Origin of the sequence: Mesorhizobium sp. ESP6-5 (assembly GCF_020164695.1) — a bacterium.
Taxonomy (GTDB): domain Bacteria; phylum Pseudomonadota; class Alphaproteobacteria; order Rhizobiales; family Rhizobiaceae; genus Mesorhizobium; species Mesorhizobium australicum.
Genome location: NZ_JAIUGR010000012.1, coordinates 25,258 through 44,375, shown reverse-complemented (window position 1 = coordinate 44,375; position 19,118 = coordinate 25,258). Strand labels below are relative to the sequence as shown.

The 19,118-nt window shown below is 64.3% G+C and carries 17 protein-coding genes and 1 pseudogene; 16 read left to right on the top strand and 2 right to left on the bottom strand.

Features of this window, described 5'->3' with window-relative positions; all coding sequences use genetic code 11:
* The first annotated feature begins 103 nt into the window (after nt 1-103).
* Complete coding sequence (locus tag LB524_RS20145; RefSeq protein ID WP_224529592.1) at nt 104-2,173, top strand: 3-hydroxyacyl-CoA dehydrogenase NAD-binding domain-containing protein; 2,070 nt, start codon at nt 104-106, stop codon at nt 2,171-2,173.
* A 17-nt stretch (nt 2,174-2,190) separates the two neighbouring features.
* Here the strand turns inward: LB524_RS20145 and LB524_RS20140 are convergent, their stop codons facing one another.
* Entirely contained in the window at nt 2,191-3,003 is an 813-nt protein-coding gene (locus LB524_RS20140) for a response regulator transcription factor (protein WP_224529589.1), read from the bottom strand.
* Between the two features lie 114 nt (nt 3,004-3,117).
* On the opposite strand from LB524_RS20140, the gene LB524_RS20135 reads away from it, so the two are divergent.
* The 10 genes from LB524_RS20135 (at nt 3,118) to LB524_RS20090 (ending at nt 12,569) form a co-directional block, all read left to right on the top strand.
* Complete coding sequence (locus tag LB524_RS20135) at nt 3,118-4,254, top strand: ABC transporter ATP-binding protein (protein ID WP_224529588.1); 1,137 nt, start codon at nt 3,118-3,120, stop codon at nt 4,252-4,254.
* Nucleotides 4,235-5,398 carry a PotD/PotF family extracellular solute-binding protein gene (locus tag LB524_RS20130; RefSeq protein ID WP_140660487.1) on the top strand — a complete coding sequence of 388 codons (1,164 nt, stop codon included), beginning with the start codon at nt 4,235-4,237 and terminating at the stop codon, nt 5,396-5,398. Before LB524_RS20135 ends, LB524_RS20130 begins: the two co-directional genes overlap by 20 nt.
* Before the next feature lie 63 nt (nt 5,399-5,461).
* Complete coding sequence (locus LB524_RS20125) at nt 5,462-6,325, top strand: ABC transporter permease (protein WP_140660488.1); 864 nt, start codon at nt 5,462-5,464, stop codon at nt 6,323-6,325.
* Nucleotides 6,325-7,137: an ABC transporter permease gene (locus tag LB524_RS20120; RefSeq protein WP_023771844.1), complete on the top strand. Its 813-nt coding sequence runs from the start codon at nt 6,325-6,327 to the stop codon at nt 7,135-7,137. Before LB524_RS20125 ends, LB524_RS20120 begins: the two co-directional genes overlap by 1 nt.
* A gap of 10 nt (nt 7,138-7,147) precedes the next feature.
* A complete protein-coding gene (locus LB524_RS20115) occupies nt 7,148-7,909 on the top strand; it encodes an SDR family NAD(P)-dependent oxidoreductase (RefSeq protein ID WP_140874621.1) in 762 nt (253 codons plus the stop codon).
* A gap of 285 nt (nt 7,910-8,194) precedes the next feature.
* On the top strand, nt 8,195-9,016 hold the full coding sequence (locus LB524_RS20110) for a hypothetical protein (RefSeq protein WP_140719804.1): 822 nt from the start codon (nt 8,195-8,197) through the stop codon (nt 9,014-9,016).
* A gap of 63 nt (nt 9,017-9,079) precedes the next feature.
* Nucleotides 9,080-9,487, top strand: coding sequence for a hypothetical protein (locus LB524_RS20105; protein WP_224529586.1), 408 nt, complete (start codon nt 9,080-9,082; stop codon nt 9,485-9,487).
* Between the two features lie 171 nt (nt 9,488-9,658).
* Nucleotides 9,659-9,892, top strand: a complete 234-nt coding sequence (locus LB524_RS20100) for a hypothetical protein (protein ID WP_041163291.1) — start codon at nt 9,659-9,661, stop codon at nt 9,890-9,892.
* Nucleotides 9,893-9,897: 5 nt separating this feature from the next.
* Complete coding sequence (locus tag LB524_RS20095; RefSeq protein WP_318012232.1) at nt 9,898-11,268, top strand: glutamine synthetase family protein; 1,371 nt, start codon at nt 9,898-9,900, stop codon at nt 11,266-11,268.
* A 2-nt stretch (nt 11,269-11,270) separates the two neighbouring features.
* On the top strand, nt 11,271-12,569 hold the full coding sequence (locus LB524_RS20090) for an NAD(P)/FAD-dependent oxidoreductase (protein ID WP_181174480.1): 1,299 nt from the start codon (nt 11,271-11,273) through the stop codon (nt 12,567-12,569).
* A gap of 54 nt (nt 12,570-12,623) precedes the next feature.
* Here LB524_RS20090 and LB524_RS20085 read toward each other — a convergent pair whose 3' ends face one another.
* A complete protein-coding gene (locus tag LB524_RS20085; RefSeq protein ID WP_140712327.1) occupies nt 12,624-13,394 on the bottom strand; it encodes an IclR family transcriptional regulator C-terminal domain-containing protein in 771 nt (256 codons plus the stop codon).
* Between the two features lie 122 nt (nt 13,395-13,516).
* On the opposite strand from LB524_RS20085, the gene LB524_RS20080 reads away from it, so the two are divergent.
* The 5 genes and pseudogenes from LB524_RS20080 to LB524_RS20060 all read left to right on the top strand — a co-directional run.
* Nucleotides 13,517-14,374, top strand: a complete 858-nt coding sequence (locus LB524_RS20080; RefSeq protein WP_224529582.1) for a CoA transferase subunit A — start codon at nt 13,517-13,519, stop codon at nt 14,372-14,374.
* Entirely contained in the window at nt 14,371-15,171 is an 801-nt protein-coding gene (locus LB524_RS20075; protein WP_140712329.1) for a CoA-transferase subunit beta, read from the top strand. Before LB524_RS20080 ends, LB524_RS20075 begins: the two co-directional genes overlap by 4 nt.
* 1 nt (nt 15,172) lies before the next feature.
* Complete coding sequence (gene pcaF, locus LB524_RS20070; RefSeq protein WP_140874629.1) at nt 15,173-16,378, top strand: 3-oxoadipyl-CoA thiolase; 1,206 nt, start codon at nt 15,173-15,175, stop codon at nt 16,376-16,378.
* 152 nt (nt 16,379-16,530) lie between these two features.
* Entirely contained in the window at nt 16,531-17,562 is a 1,032-nt protein-coding gene (locus LB524_RS20065; protein ID WP_224529579.1) for a BMP family protein, read from the top strand.
* Between the two features lie 160 nt (nt 17,563-17,722).
* Nucleotides 17,723-19,069 (top strand): annotated as a pseudogene (locus tag LB524_RS20060) (ABC transporter ATP-binding protein); the annotation flags it as partial.
* Between the last annotated feature and the right edge of the window lie 49 nt (nt 19,070-19,118).

Below are 19,118 nucleotides of genomic sequence, written 5' to 3'. Positions count from 1 at the left end.
GTGACCGCAGCCTGTCCGCCAACCATTGGACCAGCCGGTTCCCATTCGCGGCGTGGCCTTGTAAACCGGTCCCCAATCTCAGCCGGTCTTGGGAGGCCTCCACTTGTCCAGTTCTGTCAGCGTCGCGAACGAGGGTGGCGTCGCCATCGTCACCATCGACAATCCGCCGGTAAACGCGCTGAGTTTCCACGTCCGCGAACCGCTGATGCAGGCTCTGGTCGCTTTGCGCGATGACGCATCGGTCGCCGCCATCGTCATTGCTTGCGCCGGCCGGACCTTCGTTGCCGGTGCCGACATCACCGAATTCGGCAAGCCGATGCGACAGCCGGAATTGCGTTCCATCGTGGCGGTGCTGGAAGCCATTGCCAAGCCGACGGTCGCTGCCATCCACGGTACCGCGCTCGGCGGTGGGCTGGAATTGGCGCTCGGCTGCCATTTCCGGGTTGCCGATCAAGGCGCCAGGCTCGGCCTGCCCGAGGTGAAGCTCGGCATCCTGCCCGGTGGCGGCGGCACGGTACGGCTGCCGCGCCTGGTTGGCGCCGCCAAGGCATTGAAGATGATCGTTTCCGGTGCACGGATCGGTGCCGATGAGGCTTACGGCGCCGGCCTGGTGGATGCCGTTTTCGAAGGCGATCTGACCACCCACGCCGTGAATTTCGCCCGCGAAATGGCCCGCAAGGGCGGTCCGTTCACGCCGGTGCGCGACCGCGACGACGTCCTGAAGGAAACCGACCTTGCCGCCTTCGATGCGGAGGCCGCGGATATTGCCCGCAAAGCGCGTGGCCTCGAAGCGCCAATCGCCTGTGCGCAGGCGGTGCGCAATGCCGTCACGCTGCCCTTCGACGAGGCGCTGGCGGAGGAGCGGGCGCTGTTCGTCAAGCTTGTCGCCAGCGACCAGTCGCGCGCCCAACGGCATCTGTTTTTCGCCGAACGCGAGGCGGCCAAGCTTCCCGGCAAGGATGTCGTCAAGCGCAGGATCGCCCGCGTCGGCGTCATCGGCGCCGGCACGATGGGCGGCGGCATTGCCGTGGCCTTCGCCAATGGCGGCTTTCCCGTCACCTTGCTGGAAACCAGCCAGGAGGCGCTGCGGCGCGGGCTGGCGACGATCGAGAAGAATTACACCGTCTCGGTTGCACGCGGCTCCTTGAGCGAGGATGCCAAGCGGCAGCGGCTCGCCCAGTTCAAAGGCACGATCGACCATGCCGATCTCGCCGAGTGCGACCTGATCGTCGAGGCGGCGTTCGAGGACATGGCGGTCAAGAAAGAAATCTTCGGGAAGCTCGACGCAGCGGCGAGGCCGGGCGCCATCCTCGCCACCAACACCTCTTATCTCGACATCGACGAAATCGCCGCCTCGACCTCGCGGCCGCAGGATGTGCTCGGCCTGCATTTCTTCTCGCCGGCCAACGTCATGAAACTGCTGGAGATCGTGCGCGCCGAAAAAACGGCGCCTGATGCGCTGGCGACCGTGATCGACCTTGCGCGCCGGATCGGCAAGGTGGCTGTCGTCGTCGGCGTCTGCCACGGCTTCGTCGGCAACCGCATGCTGGCCGCGCGCGGCTCGGAATCCGAAGCGCTGCTGCTCGAAGGCGCAACCCCCAGCCAGATCGACAAGGCGTTCACCGATTTCGGCTGGCCGATGGGTCCGTTCCAGATGGGCGACCTTGCCGGCCTCGACATCGGCTGGCGCAACCGCAAGGCGCGGGGCCTGACGGCCGTCATCGCCGACACGCTGTGCGAACAGGGGCGCTTCGGCCAGAAAACCGGCCGTGGCTTCTATCTCTACGAGAACGGTTCGCGCACGCCGGTGCCCGATCCCGAGGTCGAGGCGCTGATCCGCGACAAGGCGGCGGAAAAGGGCATCGTGCCGCGCACGATAGGCGCCGACGAAATCATCGAGCGCACACTCTATCCCCTGGTCAACGAAGGCGCGAAGATTCTGGAGGAGGGCATCGCGGCCCGTGCGTCCGACATCGATGTCGTCTGGGTCAATGGCTACGGCTTTCCCATCGGCAAGGGCGGCCCGATGTTCTGGGCCGGGCTCGAAGGCGCGGCCAGGATCGTCGGGCGACTCAGGTATTGGCATGAGCGGACGGGCAAGGATGTCTTCAAACCGGCGCCCTTGCTCGAGCGGATGGCCGAAACCGGTCATGGGAAGCCTGATCCAGCGTAGTCAGCGGCCTGTGGGAATTACCGGATCCGCCCGTCGATGATCTCGACAAAGCGGGCGAAAAGGCCGGCCTGCGACTTGATGTTGAGCTTGCGGTAGATGTTGCGGCGATGAACCTTCACGGTTCCCGGCACGATGCGCATGGCCCTGGCGATCGATTCCGTCGAATGGCCCTGCAGCACCAGGTCGACGACGTGTTTTTCGCGCGGCGTCAGCGACAGGCTTTTCCAGATATGGGCGCGGTCGAACTCGTTGACCTCGGTGATTTCCTCGTCCTGCTTCGTCTCGGCCGGTTCGTCGGCGGGAAGAGTTGGCCAGCGCAGCCTGGTGAAGCTGATCACCGCCGGCGCCATGTCGCGCAGCAGCCTGGCATCGGCGGTGCCGAACGGACCGGAAGCGCTGAGCCGCATCAGCGACAGCACCAGCGCGTCCTTGCCCGGCAGCGGCACGAAGAAGCCGACTTCCTCGGCCAGCCTGGTCTGGCTGTAATAGGAGCGAAAATATTCGCTGGCGTAGAAGCGATCAGGAGCCAGTTCGCGCATGCGCCAGAACCCTTCCTTGCGCTCGACCGCCGCGTGATGGAAGGGGTCGAGCAGATAGGGGCCTTCCTGATAGAGCGCGACGAAGACGTGGCTTTCGGCCGGCGTGAAGGTCTCGAACAGCAGTGGCGGGCGCGCGGCACCCCGATAGCCGAAGATCACGCAATGGTCGAAGCCGACATGCTGCCGCAGCCAATCGACCATCGCTTGGCCGAAGAGATCGCCGCTCGTCTCCCGCGTCGCCGCGACAAGCGTCGCGAGCCGGCGGTATTCGTCGCTGCGGGAAGCGCTCAATCCAATACCCCCTTAAACGGGAAAATAGATCAGATATACCACCTGCGAGGTATATACTAGCTGCCATTAGCTCTGGTAGCGTCTTGAAATCGCATCGTCCTGGAGCCCGCAGCCTTGACCGCAGTGCCCGACATCGAATTTCGCGGCGTCGCCAAGCGCTATGGCGCGGTGACCGCGGTCAGCGGCATCGACCTTGCCGTGCCGCCCTCCGCCTTCGTTGCGCTGCTTGGACCGTCCGGCTGCGGCAAGACCACCTGCCTGCGCATGATCGGCGGGTTCGAACAGCCGAGCGAAGGCCAGGTGTTCATCCGTGGCCAGGACATGGCCGGCACGCCGCCCTACCGACGGCCTGTCAACATGGTGTTCCAGCAATACGCGCTGTTTCCGCATCTCGATGTCGAAGCCAACGTTTCCTACGGGCTGCGCCAGGCAAGGCCACGGCTGTCGTCGCGCGATATCGGCCGGCGGGCTGGCGAAGCGCTCGAAATGGTGCGGCTCGCCGGCTATGGCGGCCGCAAGATCCACGAACTGTCCGGCGGCCAGCAGCAGCGTGTCGCGCTGGCGCGTGCATTGGTCAACAAGCCGGCGGTGCTGCTGCTCGACGAACCGCTTGCGGCGCTGGACAAGAAGCTGCGCACCGACATGCAGATCGAGCTGCAGAACCTGCAGCGCGAGATCGGCATCACCTTCGTGCTGGTGACCCACGACCAGGAGGAAGCGCTGTCGATGAGCGATTTCGTCTGCGTCATGAATGGCGGGCGCATCGTCCAGCTCGGCCAGCCGAGCGAGATCTATGACGAGCCGGCCGACCTGTTCGTCGCCGATTTCGTCGGCAAGACCAATCTCTTGAGCGGCACCGTCGCCGGGCACACGGGCGACCTGGTGGACGTGGCGCTGGCGGACGGCACTGTGATCGCGGCGCGCAAGCGAACCGCGCTTCGACAAGGCGAGACCGTCTCGGTTAGTCTGCGCCCCGAATCGCTCAGCCTTGGCGCTCCCGAAAGCGGCCGGCTCAAGGGCATCGTCCGCAACCGGATATTCCTCGGCTCGACCGCGGAATACGCGATCGAAGTGCAGGGCATCGGCACTTTGCTCGCCAAGGCTGATCACCTGATCGGCCAAGGCAATCTCTTCAAGCCGGGTGAACCCGTCGCCATCGGCTATGCCACGGGAACGCCGCTGGCGTTTCCGGAAACCAAGAACAACGGGACCAACCAGAGGGTAAACAAACATGTCGAAATCATATCGTGACGGACTGCCGATAAGCCCCGAGAATTTCGTCGACCAGCTGATGCGCCTGAAGCGCGGCTCGATCGGCCGCCGCGACTTCCTTGGCCTCACCGGCCTTGGCATCGCAACGGCGGTGATGGCGCGCGAGATCGGCATCATGCCGACCCCTGCCTTCGCCGCCGAAAGCCTTGGCGACCGCATGTCGATCGCCACCTGGCCGAATTACCATGACCCGCAGACCTTCGAGAACTTCAAGAAGGACACCGGCGTCGCCGTCGAGGTCAACGTGTTCGGCTCCAATGAGGAGATGCTGGCCAAGCTGCAGGCCGGCGCCTCGGGCTGGAGCCTGTTCGTGCCGACCAATTATACGATCTCGACCTACAAGAAGCTCGGCATTATCGAGCCGCTGGAGATGGCGAAGCTGCCGAATTTCGACGGTGCGCAGGAAGATCCGCGCTTCACCTCCGAGGGCACGATCGACAAGGTGATCTACGCCGTGCCGAAGAACTGGGGCACCACGGGCTTTGCAGTGAACACCAAGAAGCTGACCAAGCCGATGACGAGCTGGAAGGAGTTCTGGGATACCGCCATGGCCGAGGGCGATGGCCGCACCATGGTGCACGACTACCAGCTCACCACCATCGGCAACGCGCTGAAATATTACGGCTATTCGTTCAATTCGCTGAAGCAGGACGAGCTCGCCAAGGCAGAGGAACTGCTGCTGAAGGTCAAGCCGCATCTGTTCGCCGTCTCGTCCGACTACCAGCCGGGTATGCGTGCGGGCGACGCGTGGATGACGATGTGCTGGACCAATGACGGCGCGCAACTGCATCGCGACATTCCCGAGATCGCCTATGTGCTGGGCAAGGAGGGCGGCGAGATCTGGACCGATTTTTATGCCATCCCGAAGGACGCGCCCAACAAGCCCGCCGGTTACGCGCTGCTCAACTATCTGATGAACCCGCAGGTCGCGGTGAAGGAGCACCTCGCCAACGGCGCGCCTTCGACGGATGCGCGCGTCAACAAGCTGCTGCCCAAGGAAGTGCTCGACAATCCGATCCTCTACCCGGCGGCGGAGCTGTTGACGCCGCTCGAATTCGGCGCGGCGGCAACGCTGACCGACCCGGGCCGTGCCGAACTGATGGCGCGCTTCAAATCGGCTTGAGACTGGCCTGGATAAAGACAATCGACCGGCGGGCCCATGCCCGCCGGCACCGGGGCGGTTTCGATGCACGGCAACAGATTTCGGCGTAATTTCCTGACCGCCTTGCTGCTCGCGCCGGCGACGGCATGGCTGGTGGTGTTCCTGGTGCTGCCATTCATCGCCATCGCCGTGTTCAGCGTCGGCGAGCGGGCGCCGGAGGGCGGCTACCAGGCAGCCTTCACGCTGGCGCAGTATGCCAATCTCCCGGCACGGGCGACCGCGTTCTGGAACACGATGGTGCTGGCGCCAGTGGGCGCGCTCGCCTGCCTGCTTGTCGCCTATCCGGTCGCCTATTACCTCGCCTTGCAGGCGCCGCAGCGCTGGCGGCTGATCCTGCTCGCGCTGGTCGTCATTCCGTTCTGGACCAGCCTTTTGATGCGGACCTATGCGTGGATGTACATTCTGGGTGGACGCGGCATCCCGGCGCTGCTCGCCTTTGCCGGCATCGAGGATGTCAGGTTGATCAACACGCCGGGCGCGGTCCTGCTCGGCATCGTCTACGGCTATCTGCCGCTGATGATCCTGCCGATCTATGTCAGCCTCGAACGGCTCGACCGAAGGCTGCTGGAGGCCTCCGCCGATCTCGGCGCGAGGCCGTTGTCGACCTTTCTCGGCGTGACCCTGAAGCTGTCGCTGCCGGGCGTGATGACCGGCTTCTCGCTGGTCATGATCCTGCTGCTCGGCGAATACCTGATCCCGACGCTGCTTGGCGGCGGCAAGGTGTTCTTCATCGGCAACGCGCTGGTCGACCTCTTCCTGCAATCGCGCAACTGGCCGTTCGGGTCGGCCATCGCGATCACGCTGGTGCTGGTCTCGGTGGTGGTGCTGATTGTCGCCAACCGCATTTCGAACCGCGTTGCGGGCGCTCGCCGGGTGGACCTCATCTGATGCGCGCCTTCGTCATTGCCGTCTTTGCGTTCCTTTATCTGCCGATCGTGCTGGTCGTGCTGTTTTCCTTCAACGCCGGCCACCATGCCAGCGAGTTCACCGGTTTCTCGGTGCAGTGGTATGGCAAGGCCCTGTCCAACCCGTTCCTGGTCGAGGCGCTGAAGAACAGCCTGTTCATCGCCACCACCAGCGCCCTGCTGGCGGCGGTGTTCGGCACCGCGGCGGCGCTTGGCCTGGCGCGTGTCGGCGCCAGAACCCGCGCCGTCTTCGACGGGCTGCTTGGCGCGGCGATCGTCGTTCCGGGCGTCGTCATCGGCATCTCGACGCTGGTCGCGCTCGTTCAGCTGTTCGCGGTCGTCAATCCGTTCCTCGCCTCGGTCTGGCCGGGCGACCAGCCGCCGCGCCTGTCGCTCGGCTACGGCTCGATCATCGCCGCGCATGGCCTGTTCTCGATGGCGCTGGTGACGATGATCGTCGGCACGCGGCTCGGCAGCCTCGATCGCAATCTGGTCGAGGCCTCCAGCGATCTATACGCCACGCCGTTAACGACCTTCCGCTCGATCGTCCTGCCGCAGATCATGCCGGCGGTGGTCGCCGGTTTCCTGCTCGCCTTCACCTTCTCCTTCGACGACTTCATCGTCGCCTTCTTCGTCGCCGGCGCGCAGACGACGCTGCCGATCTATGTCTTTGCCTCTATCCGGCGCGGCGTAACGCCGGAGATCAACGCCATCGCGACGATCGTGCTCGTCGCCTCCGTCCTGCTCGTGGTGCTTGCCCAATGGCAACTGCGCCAGCGCAAGCCGTCAAACTGAAAGCCGCTCCATGATCCTCAAAGACCGCATCGCCGTGGTGACAGGCGCCGGCTCCGGCATCGGACGTGCCGGAGCCATGATCATGGGCAGGGAAGGCGCGGTGGTCGTTATCGCCGACAGGGATGGAGCCGCCGGCGAGGCAACGGCCGCGGATATCCGGGCGGCGGGCGGCCGGGCCGAGGCGATCGCGACCGACGTCTCGAACGACAATGCGATCGACCAGCTCATCGTCGGAACGCTCGACAGACATCAGCGCATCGACATCCTGCATAATCATGCCGGCATCCAGGTCGGCGGCACGCTGACCGAGGTCGAGACCGCCGGCATGGACGCCTCCTGGCGGGTCAATGTGCGGGCGCAATTCCTCGCGGCGAGGATCGTCATGCCGTCGATGATCGCGCAAGGCGGCGGCGTCATCCTCAACACGGCTTCGAATTCGGGTGTGTTCTACGACCGCGAGATGATCGCCTATGCGACGTCGAAACATGCCGTGGTGGCGATGACCAGGCAGATGTCGCTCGACTATGCCCGGCACAATGTGCGCGTCAACGCGCTCTGCCCGGGCTGGGTCGACACTCCATTCAACGAGCCGTTCATCGCCCAGATGGGCGGACGCGAGGCGATCGAAACCTATGTCCGCACCAAGATCCCGATGGGGCGCTGGGCGGTGGCCGAAGAGATCGCCGAGGCGATCCTGTTCCTGGTCTCGGACCGTTCATCCTTCATGACCGGGCAAGCGCTGGTGATCGACGGCGGCGAGAGCATCGGCTGACGCTGCTTTGATCGATCGACCTTTCCCAGTTCAGCCCCGCTTTTTCTGTCGTTTCGCGGGATGCCGGACGGCACAAGACCATGGTCTGGCGGGCATGGGACTTCAGTGCCAAGCCAGGTCAAAGCGGTATATTTCCTTGTCTTTTCAATTGGTTATTGATCCGATGCAGCGCGCGCTCTCGGATTGAGACCGCATTTGTCTAAAGTTTACCGGGTATGATTAGTGATTTCTCATACGCAGGTGGTTCAGCGGTGGGCGAGTGCGGCGATTCCCGAGGAGATTAGCATGACAAACCGGAAAACACTGTTCGCGGCCGTGGCCGCATTGGCGCTTCTGGCGTCTCCGGCGCTCGCCGGCAATGGGCATGGCAATGGCGGCGGCAATGCTGGAGGCAATGGCGGCGGCAACGGCAATGGCGGCGGCAATGGCGGCACCCATGGGAATGGCAACGGCAACAGCGGTGCTTCGCACGGCAAGTCATCGTCGGCACCGGGACGGGCAGCCAAGACGGACACGGACACAACGGCCGACGCCACGGTCGATACGAACACAAAGGTCTCGTCCGTGCCCAAGGAGAAGAATATCCACGCCAAGCTTGGCCGGCTGAATTCGCTGCAGCGCAACGTCAACGCCTATATGAACTCCAAGAGCAAGAAGTTCGCCGCCGTTCAGGCATTCGTGACGCAGTCCGCGAAAGCCAAGAACGCGCAGACCGCGGCTGCGGCGGCCGCTGCCACAGCTGCCGCGGCCCAGGCTCAACTGGATACGCTGAATTCGCAGTTGAGCGCACTGACGTCGCTGTCTCAGGCCGAAATCGACGCCATGACAGCCGAACAGCAGGCGGCCCTGCCCGGCCAGATATCGGCTCTGCAGGCTGACATCACTGCCCAGCAGGCGGTGGTCGACGCCGACAATACTGCGGCCGATGAGGCTGCGGCCGCGGCTGCGGCGGCAGCGGTCGGCACCGATGATGCATCGCTCGATGCGGCGCTGACCGACATGGCCAACAAGCCGGTCGACGCCGAGGTCACGGCCTGGGCCCAAGGTGTTCTTGCCGGCAAGATCGACCAGACGGCGGCCAAGCTTCAGGCGGGAACGACGCCGTAGCGGTTCGTCGCTGAAAAGGCAGTAGTCACCAAAGGAGATGCCGCTGGGCTTGGCCCGGCGGCATTGTTTTCCTCCTGGAGCCCTTCCGTTCAACCACAACGCAGAACCGCTCCTCGCTTCGACCTGATTGTCGGCGAAAAAAGCCGAGCGCGGCTTGTCGACTGGCTGGTGGCCCACAAGACTGGTGGTGAGCGCATCAGGGCGGGCCTGCCGAGAGGCTGGAAATGCGGCGACAAGACCGGACCGGCGAGCGCGGCAGTACCAATGAGCCGTTCCGGGTCATGCATCAACGTCTTCCGGCCGAAGCAATCGTTGCGCGAGCACCTCAATACACTCGACCATCTCGACAACCGGCGATATGAAATGGGTGCCGATCTGTTTCGCATCCACCTGCGCCTCTCCCGCAGCCGGCGGCCGCAGGCGGCCAGGCACGGGGCCGCACTGTTCGGCGTGATCAGCCGGCCGGATTGAAGAGGATGAATTGACGCGTAAAGCCAGCCCGACCATCGCGCTGTTTTCCAAGGCGGGCTCTGGCGCCGCGCTAAACTGCATTGGCATCGCACAGGCCTTGCCCGCCCGGGGCGCCCAGCCTTCATCCACCACGGCGGCAATAAAAGCTTTTGCGAGGCGCTGCGCTTCGGCGTGCCGTCGCTGATCATGCTCTATTGCTGGGACGACAATGCGCAACGCGCCGGAGAGACCGGCGATCATATCGGCCGCGACGGCTGGACCGAAGGGGGATTGAAGAGAGCCATTCTCGGCCTGCTGGCCGATGACGCCACGCCCGCCCGCCTCAGGGACAATTCAGCCGAGATGGCGCTGAAATCCGGAACGGACGTGGCCGCGCAAGCCATTCTCTCCCCGATACGGACATGAACGAAATGCTTGATAAGAACACGAATACCGCAATCAACGACCCCAAGGCCTGGCTCACGCAGCACGGCATCATCGAGGTCGAGTGCCTGGTGCCCGACATGAACGGCGTGTTGCGCGGCAAGGCGCTGCCGACCGCCAAACTCCTCAAGGCGCTGGAAGACCGCGCGCTCTACCTGCCGAGCAGCGCCTTCCTGGTCAGCATCGACGGTCGCTATTCCGGCTCTATCGACGAGGGTTTTGCTTATTCGGACCCCGACATGCGCATGGTGCCCGATGTCTCGACGCTATGCCTGGCGCCGGGTGCGGGGGCGGGCAAGGCCTATGTCTTCGCCGACGCCTTCCACATGGACGGCAGGCCATGGATGGCCTCGCCACGCCATGTGCTGCGCGCCGTGCTCGATCTCTATCGCCAGCGCGGCTGGGGCGCGGTGGTGGCGCCGGAACTTGAATTCTATCTGACCGCACCGAATCCCGATCCGGACAAGCCCCTCACCGCCCCGGTCGGCGCCAATGGCCGCGCCGAGGGTGTGCAGCATCCCTATGACATGGCCGCGCTGGAAGAATTCGAGCCGGTGATCCGGCGCATCTACGACTATTCAGCGGCGGCCGGTCTGCCGCTCGATACGCTGATCCATGAATCGGGCACGGCGCAGCTGGAAATCAACCTGCTGCATGGTGACGCCCTGCCGCTTGCCGACCAGGTGCTTTTGTTCAAGCGGTTTACGCGCCAGGCCGCGCAGCAATGCGGCATGCATGCGACCTTCATGGCCAAGCCGATCGCGGCCCAGGCCGGCAGCTCGATGCATCTGCACATGTCGGTCGTCGACGAGGCCGGCAATGCGCTTTTCGCCAGCGGCGACGATGCCGACACCGGGATGTTCGGCCACTTCATCGGCGGATTGCAGAAATATGTTCCGGAAATCATGCCGCTGTTCGCGCCAAACGTGAACTCTTTCCGCCGCATAAGGCCCAACCACAGCGCACCCGCCAATATCGAGTGGTCACATGACAACCGCTCCTGCGGCCTGCGTGTGCCGGCGGGGGGACGCGCGGCGCGGCGGGTGGAGAACCGGCTGCCTGGGGCGGATTGCAATCCCTATCTGGCGATCGCCGGGTCGCTGCTTGCCGGCTATCTGGGCGTCGAGCAGAAATTGGCGCGCTCGGCCGAGGCGTCGGGCAATGCCTACAAGATCAGGAGCACGCTGCCTAAGACCATGGAGGAGGCGCTGGATCGTTTCGAGGCTTGTGCCCCGGTGCGAGAGCTGCTCGGCGAGGACTTCTTCCAGACCTATCTGCGCGTCAAGAGCGTCGAACTCGACCTATTCCAAAGCGTGGTGACGAGCTGGGAACGCGACCATCTCTTGCTGAAGGTGTGATCATGGCATCTTCAACGGGTTTCAATTCCGGTCTCGACATCGGCAAATCCTACTACGTCGCCACCGCCAATCCGGCGCCGGACCATCCAGCGCTCGTCGGCGATGCCGAAACCGACCTGGTCGTCGTCGGCGGCGGCTGCACCGGGCTGTCGGCCGCCCTTCACGCCGCCGAACGCGGGCTGAAGGTGGTGCTGCTCGAAGGCGGCAAGATCGGCTGGGGCGCATCGGGCCGAAATGGCGGCCAGATGATCCCCGGCCTGCGCAAGGGCGCCAAGGGTCTGGTCAAGCTCTACGGAGCCGAGCGGGCCAAGGTGCTGTTCGACCTCGCTTTCGAGGCGCGCGGCCTGGTGCTCGACATCATCGAACGCAATGCCATCGAGTGCGATCTCAGGCTGACCGGCCATCTGGTCGGCGCGGTCAACGGATCCGACCTCAGGGATCTGGAAGAAGAGGCCAAGTGCCTCGAGAGCGTGATGAAATTCCGCGATGTCGAGATACTCTCGGCGGCGGCGGCTCGGGCCAAGGCCGACGCGCCTTATCATGGCGCCATGTATGAGCCGCTCGGCGGCCACATGCATCCGCTCAACTACACGCTTGGGCTTGCCCGCGCGGCTGTCGCGGCCGGGGTGGTCATCCACGAAAACTCGGTGGCCGTGAAGCTGGAGCGCGAGCCCTCGATCCGGGTCTCGACGGCAAAGGGATCGGTGCGGGCCAGACATGTCGTGCTGGCGGGCGACGCGCTGCTCAACGGGCTGGAGCCGCGCGTCAACAGTCGCATCATGCCGGTCGGCAACTACATTGTCGCCACCGAGCCGCTGGAGGGCGCGCGCAACGTCATCCCGGCCAATGTCGCGGTGTCCGACACACGCTTCGTCGTCAACTATTACCGGATGTCCGCCGATGGACGCCTGCTGTTCGGCGGCGGCGAGCGCTACACGCCGTCACCGCCGGCCGACATTGCCGGCTTCGTGCGGCCGCACATGGAGAGCACCTTTCCGCAACTCAAGGGCTGCCGCATCGACCATGCCTGGGGCGGGCTGGTGTCGGTAACGACGTCGCGGCTGCCGCATGTCGGGCACTATGGCGAGGTCTATTTCGCGCACGGCTATTCAGGCAAGGGCGTCATCCTGTCGACGCTCTCGGGCAAGCTTTTGGCCGAGGCGATCACCGGCGATGCCTCACGGCTCGACCTGTTCTCGACGCTGACACCAATGCCGTTCCCGGGCGGCACGGCGCTGCGCGGGCCGCTCTATGTGCTGGGCATGCTGTGGTACGCGATGCGCGACCGGATCAAGCATTGAGGGCGCTATTTAGACGCTGGCGGGCCAACGCCAGGGAAGCCTAACAGCCCTCTTTCAGACGACAAAGAAATCCTCGACACGCTGTCTGGCCTCAAGCAGCGCAGGCAAGATCTCCCGCTCCATATCCGCGACGGAAAACCGTGCCGACTGGGTCGAGACATTGATCGCCGCGACCGTGCGCCCAGCGCGGTCGCGGATCGGCACGGCGATGGAGCGCAGGCCGAGTTCCAGCTCTTCGTCGACGATGGCGAAGCCATCCATTCTGGCTTTGGCAATGGCCTTTGCCAGCAACGGTCTTTCAACAATTGTCTTCGGCGTCCGCCGCTCGACCGTTGCCTTACGGAAGAACGCGTCCAATTCCGCCGGTGTCAGCCCCGCCAGCAGCATCCGCCCCATCGAGGTGCAATAAGCGGGTAGCCTGGTGCCGACATCGAGCGATACGCTCAGGATCCGCCGGCCGGGAATGCGGGCGACATAGACGACATCTTGGCCCGACAGGATCGCTGCAGAGCAGGCCTCGTTCAGCTGCGCGGCGACCGCGCGCATGATCGGCGCGGCGAAGCTCCACAGCGAGGCGCCGCCGAGCCAGGTGCGGGCAACGGTCAGCAAGCGCGGGGACAGGGAGAATACACGCCCGGATTGCGTCGCATAGCCGGTAGCGGTGAGCGTCAGCAGGAATCGCCGGGCGCCGGCACGGGTCAGGCCGGCTTCTTCGGCCATTTCGGTCAGGGTCATGCCGGAGGGATGGCGGGCCAATATCTCCATCACGCCGAGTCCGCGCTCGAGCGAGCCGACGTGATCACGGGAAACGGTCTCGTCGTCCATCTCATCTCTCGGTCCGGGCGATCTCGCCACGATTGACACCCCGGCTCAACGGAGTTTAGAAAGTATCGCATTCAATACATGTGTTCGCAATACGAACTTTTTGGACTCTGGGAGTCGCCGCGATGGTCAAGTTCCTGCCGCTCAAACAGGCCGTGGCGGAGAACCTGAACGATGGCGACACCGCTGCCTTCGAAGGTTTCACCCACCTGATCCCGACGGCTGCGGCGCATGAGGCGATCCGCCAGGGATATCGCGACCTGACCCTGATCCGCATGACGCCGGACCTGATCTACGACCAGATGATCGGCATGGGCATGGCCCAGAAAATCGTCTTCTCCTATGTCGGCAATCCCGGTGTCGGCCTGCTGCGGCGCGCCCGCGATGCGATCGAGAACGGTTTTCCCCGCTCGATCGCGGTCGAGGAACACAGCCATGCCGGCATGGCCAATGGCTATGAGGCGGGTGCGGCCGGCCTGCCCTGCGCGGTGTTCCGCGGCTATCGCGGCACGGGGCTGGCTGATGTCAATCCGAACATCAAAGCGGTGACCTGTCCGTTCACCGGCGAGATGCTGGCGGCCGTGCCTTCCATCCGGCCCGATGTCACTTTCATCCATGCGCAGAAAGCCGACCGGAAAGGCAATGTGCTGGTCGAAGGCATCATCGGCGTCCAGAGGGAGGCGGTATTGGCGGCGACGCGCGCGGTGGTGACGGTGGAGGAGGTGGTCGACAATTTTGACGATCTTCACCCCAATCTGACTGTGCTGCCCCGCTGGACGATCGCGGCGATCTCGGTCGTGCCCGGCGGCTCGCACCCCTCCTATGCCCATGGCTATTATGCGCGCGACAATGCCGCCTATCTCGAATGGGACGAGGTCGCGGCCGACCGCGAGAAATTCCGGGCCTGGATGCAGGCAAACGTGATCGAGAAAAGTCCCGACGATTTCGCGGCCCGGGTCTCGCATCTGCGGAACGCGGCATGAGCGAGAATCAGCTGGGCTTCACCCCCAACGAGATGATGACGATCGCTGCGAGCCGGGCGCTGAGGAATGACGATGTCTGCTTCGTCGGCATCGGCGCGCCGTCCGCGGCCTGCAACGTCGCGCGGCTGACGCATGCGCCCGACATCACCTTGATCTATGAGAGCGGCACGATCGGTACGGCGCCCGACGTGCTGCCGCTGTCGATCGGCGATGGCGAATTGTGCGAAACCGCCGTCACCACCGTCGCCGTACCGGAGATGTTCCGCTACTGGCTGCAGGGCGGCCGCATTTCCATCGGGTTCCTCGGTGCGGCGCAGCTCGACAAGTTCGGCAACATCAACACCACTGTCATCGGCGACTATTTCCATCCCAAGACCCGACTGCCCGGCGGCGGCGGCGCGCCGGAGATCGCGACGTCGTCGAAGGAGATCTACATCACCATGGCGCAGACCAAGCGCGGCATGGTCGAGAAGATCGACTTTGTCACCTCCTTCGGCCATGGCGAGGGCGGCGATCACCGACAGCGGTTGGGCATCCATACATCCGGCCCGACATTGCTGGTCACCGATCTCGCCCTCTGGAAGCCGGATCCGGTGACCAAGGAATTCACGGTCGTGTCGCTGCATCCGGGCGTCACCCGTCAGCAGGTGCAGGAGCGCTGTGGCTGGGTTGTTAAGTTCGCCGAGGCGCTTGACGAAACACCCGCGCCAAGCGAACTCGAACTGAAGACATTGCGCGACCTGCAGGCCCGCACCAAGGCGGCGCATGAGGGAACCGGAAAAACAAAGGCTGCATAAAATGGCCGAGGCCTATATCTGCGACTACATCCGCACGCCGATCGGCCGCTTCGGCGGTTCGTTGTCTTCGGTTCGGGCCGACGACCTTGCCGCCATCCCGCTGAAGGCTTTGCTTGAGCGGAATCCCGGCATCGACTGGCAGCGGATCGACGACGTCGTCTATGGCTGCGCCAACCAGGCCGGCGAGGACAACCGCAACGTGGCGCGCATGGCCTTGCTGCTAGCTGGGCTGCCGAAGGAGATACCAGGCTCGACGGTCAATCGTCTGTGCGGCTCGGGCATGGACGCGCTGACCATCGCGGCGCGTGCCATCAAGGCCGGCGAGGCGGAACTGATGATCGCGGGTGGTGTCGAATCGATGAGCCGCGCGCCTTTCGTCATGCCCAAGGCCGACACGGCGTTCTCGCGCAATGCCGAGATCTATGACACCACCATCGGCTGGCGCTTCGTCAACCCGCTGATGAAGAAGCAATACGGCGTCGATTCCATGCCGGAGACCGGCGAGAATGTGGCGGAAGACTTCGCTGTTTCTCGCTCGGACCAAGATGCCTTTGCCGTGCGCAGCCAGGACAAGGCGGTCGCGGCCCAAGCCAATGGCCGGCTGGCGAAGGAGATCACCCCGGTGACCATCCCACAGCGCAAGGGAGATGCGGTCACTATCAGCAAGGATGAACATCCTCGCGCCGGCACAACCGTCGAGGCGCTGGCCAAATTGCCGACGCCGTTCCGGCAAGGTGGCACCGTGACGGCCGGCAATGCGTCGGGTGTCAATGACGGCGCTGCGGCGCTCATTGTTGCCTCGGAAGCGGCGGTGAAGACATACGGGCTGACGCCGATCGCCCGTATTCTTGGCGGGGCCGCCGCCGGGGTCGCGCCGCGCGTCATGGGCATCGGTCCGGCGCCGGCGACGCAGAAACTTTGTGCGCGGCTTGGCCTGACGCCGCAACAATTCGATGTCATCGAACTCAACGAAGCCTTTGCCTCGCAAGGCATCGCCGTGCTGCGCCAACTCGGCATTGCCGAGGATGCGCCGCACGTGAACCCGAATGGCGGTGCCATCGCACTTGGCCATCCCCTGGGCATGTCGGGCGCGCGCATCTCCGGCACGGCGGGGCTGGAGCTGCGCGAGCGCGGCGGCCGCTATGCGCTGGCCACCATGTGCATCGGCGTCGGCCAGGGCATTGCCATCGCGCTCGAACGGGCCTGAGCAATCGCTCTTCCTGGCAGGCCAGGAGAGTGGATATGCTCGATCCTGCCAAATTTGACCATGTGGACAAAAGTCCGGACCCGTTCCATAGTTCCCCGTCTGATTTCAGGAACGGCCGGCTCGACACGGCTGTCAAACAGAGGGGCACTTCAATGGAAGACCGGAAGAACAGATCTCATTCGATGCGCGAAGGGCTGTCGCGACGCAACGTGCTGGAGCTGGGCGCGCTTGGCCTGGCCGCGACGATGCTGCCGGGTGCGGCCTTCGCGGCGGGCAAAAAACTGAAGGTGGCGGCGATCTTCGCCACGCCGATCGAGGAACCCTGGGACAACCAGATCCACGTCGCCCTGCAGAAGGCGGAGAAGGAACTGGGCATAGAATATAAATGGTCGGAGAAGGTCCAGACCGCCGACTTCAGCCGCGTCATGCGCGAATATGCGCAGGGCGGCTACCAGCTGGTGCTGGGTGATGCCTTCGCCGCCGAGCGTGAATCGCGCCGCACGGCCAAGCAGTTCCCCAAGACAGCCTGGCTGTTCGGCTCCGGCGCCGGGCCGGCCGAGCCGAATTTCGGCGTGTTCGACAACTGGATCCACGAGCCCGCCTATCTCTCCGGCATGATCGCAGGCAAGATGTCGAAATCGGGCACGGTCGGCGCGGTGGCGGCGATGGGCATTCCGGAAGTGAACCGGCTGGTCAACGCCTTCTTCGCCGGCGCCAAGGAGGTCAACCCGAACGTCAAGAAGAAGGTCGCCTTCATCGGCTCCTTTTTCGATCCGCCGAAGGCCAAGGAAGCCGCGGTGGCGCAGATCGATGCCGGCGTCGATGTCATCTATGCCGAACGCTTCGGCGTCATCGAGGCGGCGGTGGAAAAGAAGATCTTCGCCATCTCCAACATGTCCGACCAGTCGAGCCTCGGCCCCGATACCGTCATCACCGGTCCGGTCTGGGACATGTATCCGACGGTCGAGCAGGCGATCAAGCTGGTCAAGGCCGGGGTCTACACCGCGCAGGACTATGGCGATTTCTCGCGCATGGCCAAGGGCGGTTCGTATCTGGCGCCCTTCCACAAGTTCGACAAGACTTTGCCCGCCGAGGTCAAGGATCTGATCGAGAAGAAGAAGGCCGAGATCCTGGAAGGCAATTTCCGCGTCGACGTCGACGAGAACACGCCGGTTTCGGATTGACGCCATGATTGAGGGCTGGCGCGTGGCGCCCCCCTCTGGCCTGCCGGCCATCTCCCCCCTCGAGGGGGGAGATCAGATGTCACTTCGGCTTTCGCCAATCGCCGACCTTGAAACATAAGCGAAGTCGGCGAAGCTGCCAATCTCCCCACTTGAGGGGGAGATGTCCGGCAGGACAGAGGGGGGTACAGCGCCGCCCTCCGCAGCTAAGGCCGGATCGGAAAAATCAGGAGCATTCTTGTCCGCCCCTCTCATCGAAATGCGCGGCATCACCAAGAGCTTCGGCGTCGTCAAGGCAAACGAGGCTGTGGATCTCAGCGTGGCGCCGGGGGAAATCCTCGGGCTGCTCGGCGAGAACGGCGCCGGCAAGACGACATTGATGAACGTGCTGTTCGGTGCCTACGCGCCGGATGCCGGTGAGATCCTGATCCAGGGCCAGCCAGTCAGGATCACCAGCTCGGCCGATGCGCTGGCCGCGGGCATCGGCATGGTGCATCAGCATTTTCATCTGGCACCACGGCTCACCGTGCTGGAAAATCTGCTCATTGGCATTCCGGGCAAATCGGGACGGATCGACCACAGCGGCGGGCTGGCGCGGCTTGCTGAAATCAGCAGCCGGCACGGGCTGACGCTCGATCCCAATCTGCCGGTCTCGGCGCTGTCGGTCGGCGAGCAACAGCGGCTGGAGATCGTCAAGGCGCTGTTTCGCGGTGCCAAGCTCTTGATCCTTGACGAGCCGACGGCGGTGCTGGCACCGAGCGAGGTCGACGGACTGTTTTCGGCCCTGCGCTCGATGGCGGCGCAAGGCCTGGGCATCATCTTCATCTCGCACAAGCTCAACGAGGTGCGGGCGCTGACGCATCGCTGCACCGTGCTGAGGCACGGCCGCGTCGCGGGCCGTGTCGACGACCCCGCCAACACGACGTCGGCTGCAATGGCTGAACTGATGTGCGGCCATGAGATCGTGCCGCCGGCAAGGGGATCGTCGACGCCCGGCGCCGATGTGCTGACGCTCGACGGCATTTCAACCTCGAAGCATTCCGGCACGGCGTTGCGCGACGTGTCGCTTGCGGTTCGTGCAGGCGAAATCCTCGGCATCGCCGGCGTCTCCGGCAATGGCCAGCGGGCGCTGGCGGAGATTATCTCGGGCACGCGCGCGCCCGACAGCGGTCAAATGACGATAGCCGGCAAACAGGTCGTGCAATTCTCGCCGCGCGAAGTGCAGGCACTCGGCCTTGGCCGCATCCCGGAAGATCGCATGACGACGGGGCTGGTTACCAATTTGCCGCTCGCCGATTCGATGGTGCTGCCGCGCATCGGCACTTCAGCCTTCTCCGCCAAGGGCTTGCTCAAGCCGGATGCGATCCGCGCTTTCGCCGAAGAACAGATCAAGGCCTATGACATCAGATGTCCCGGGCCGATGACGCGCGCCGGCGCGCTGTCCGGTGGCAATCTGCAGAAAGCGCTTCTGGCGCGCGAGCTTGCTTTCGATCCGAAGGTGCTGATCGTTTCACAGCCGACACGTGGCCTCGACATCGGTGCGGCGCGCTTCATCCATG

Coding starts and splice junctions, on each gene's coding strand:
- LB524_RS20130 (WP_140660487.1), top strand. CDS start 4,235: ATGTCGAAATCATATCGTGACGGACTGCCGATAAGCCCCGAGAATTTC.
- LB524_RS20125 (WP_140660488.1), top strand. CDS start 5,462: ATGCACGGCAACAGATTTCGGCGTAATTTCCTGACCGCCTTGCTGCTC.
- LB524_RS20120 (WP_023771844.1), top strand. CDS start 6,325: ATGCGCGCCTTCGTCATTGCCGTCTTTGCGTTCCTTTATCTGCCGATC.
- LB524_RS20115 (WP_140874621.1), top strand. CDS start 7,148: ATGATCCTCAAAGACCGCATCGCCGTGGTGACAGGCGCCGGCTCCGGC.
- LB524_RS20110 (WP_140719804.1), top strand. CDS start 8,195: ATGACAAACCGGAAAACACTGTTCGCGGCCGTGGCCGCATTGGCGCTT.
- LB524_RS20095 (WP_318012232.1), top strand. CDS start 9,898: ATGCTTGATAAGAACACGAATACCGCAATCAACGACCCCAAGGCCTGG.
- LB524_RS20090 (WP_181174480.1), top strand. CDS start 11,271: ATGGCATCTTCAACGGGTTTCAATTCCGGTCTCGACATCGGCAAATCC.
- LB524_RS20085 (WP_140712327.1), bottom strand. CDS start 13,394: ATGGACGACGAGACCGTTTCCCGTGATCACGTCGGCTCGCTCGAGCGC.
- LB524_RS20080 (WP_224529582.1), top strand. CDS start 13,517: ATGGTCAAGTTCCTGCCGCTCAAACAGGCCGTGGCGGAGAACCTGAAC.
- LB524_RS20075 (WP_140712329.1), top strand. CDS start 14,371: ATGAGCGAGAATCAGCTGGGCTTCACCCCCAACGAGATGATGACGATC.
- pcaF (WP_140874629.1), top strand. CDS start 15,173: ATGGCCGAGGCCTATATCTGCGACTACATCCGCACGCCGATCGGCCGC.
- LB524_RS20065 (WP_224529579.1), top strand. CDS start 16,531: ATGGAAGACCGGAAGAACAGATCTCATTCGATGCGCGAAGGGCTGTCG.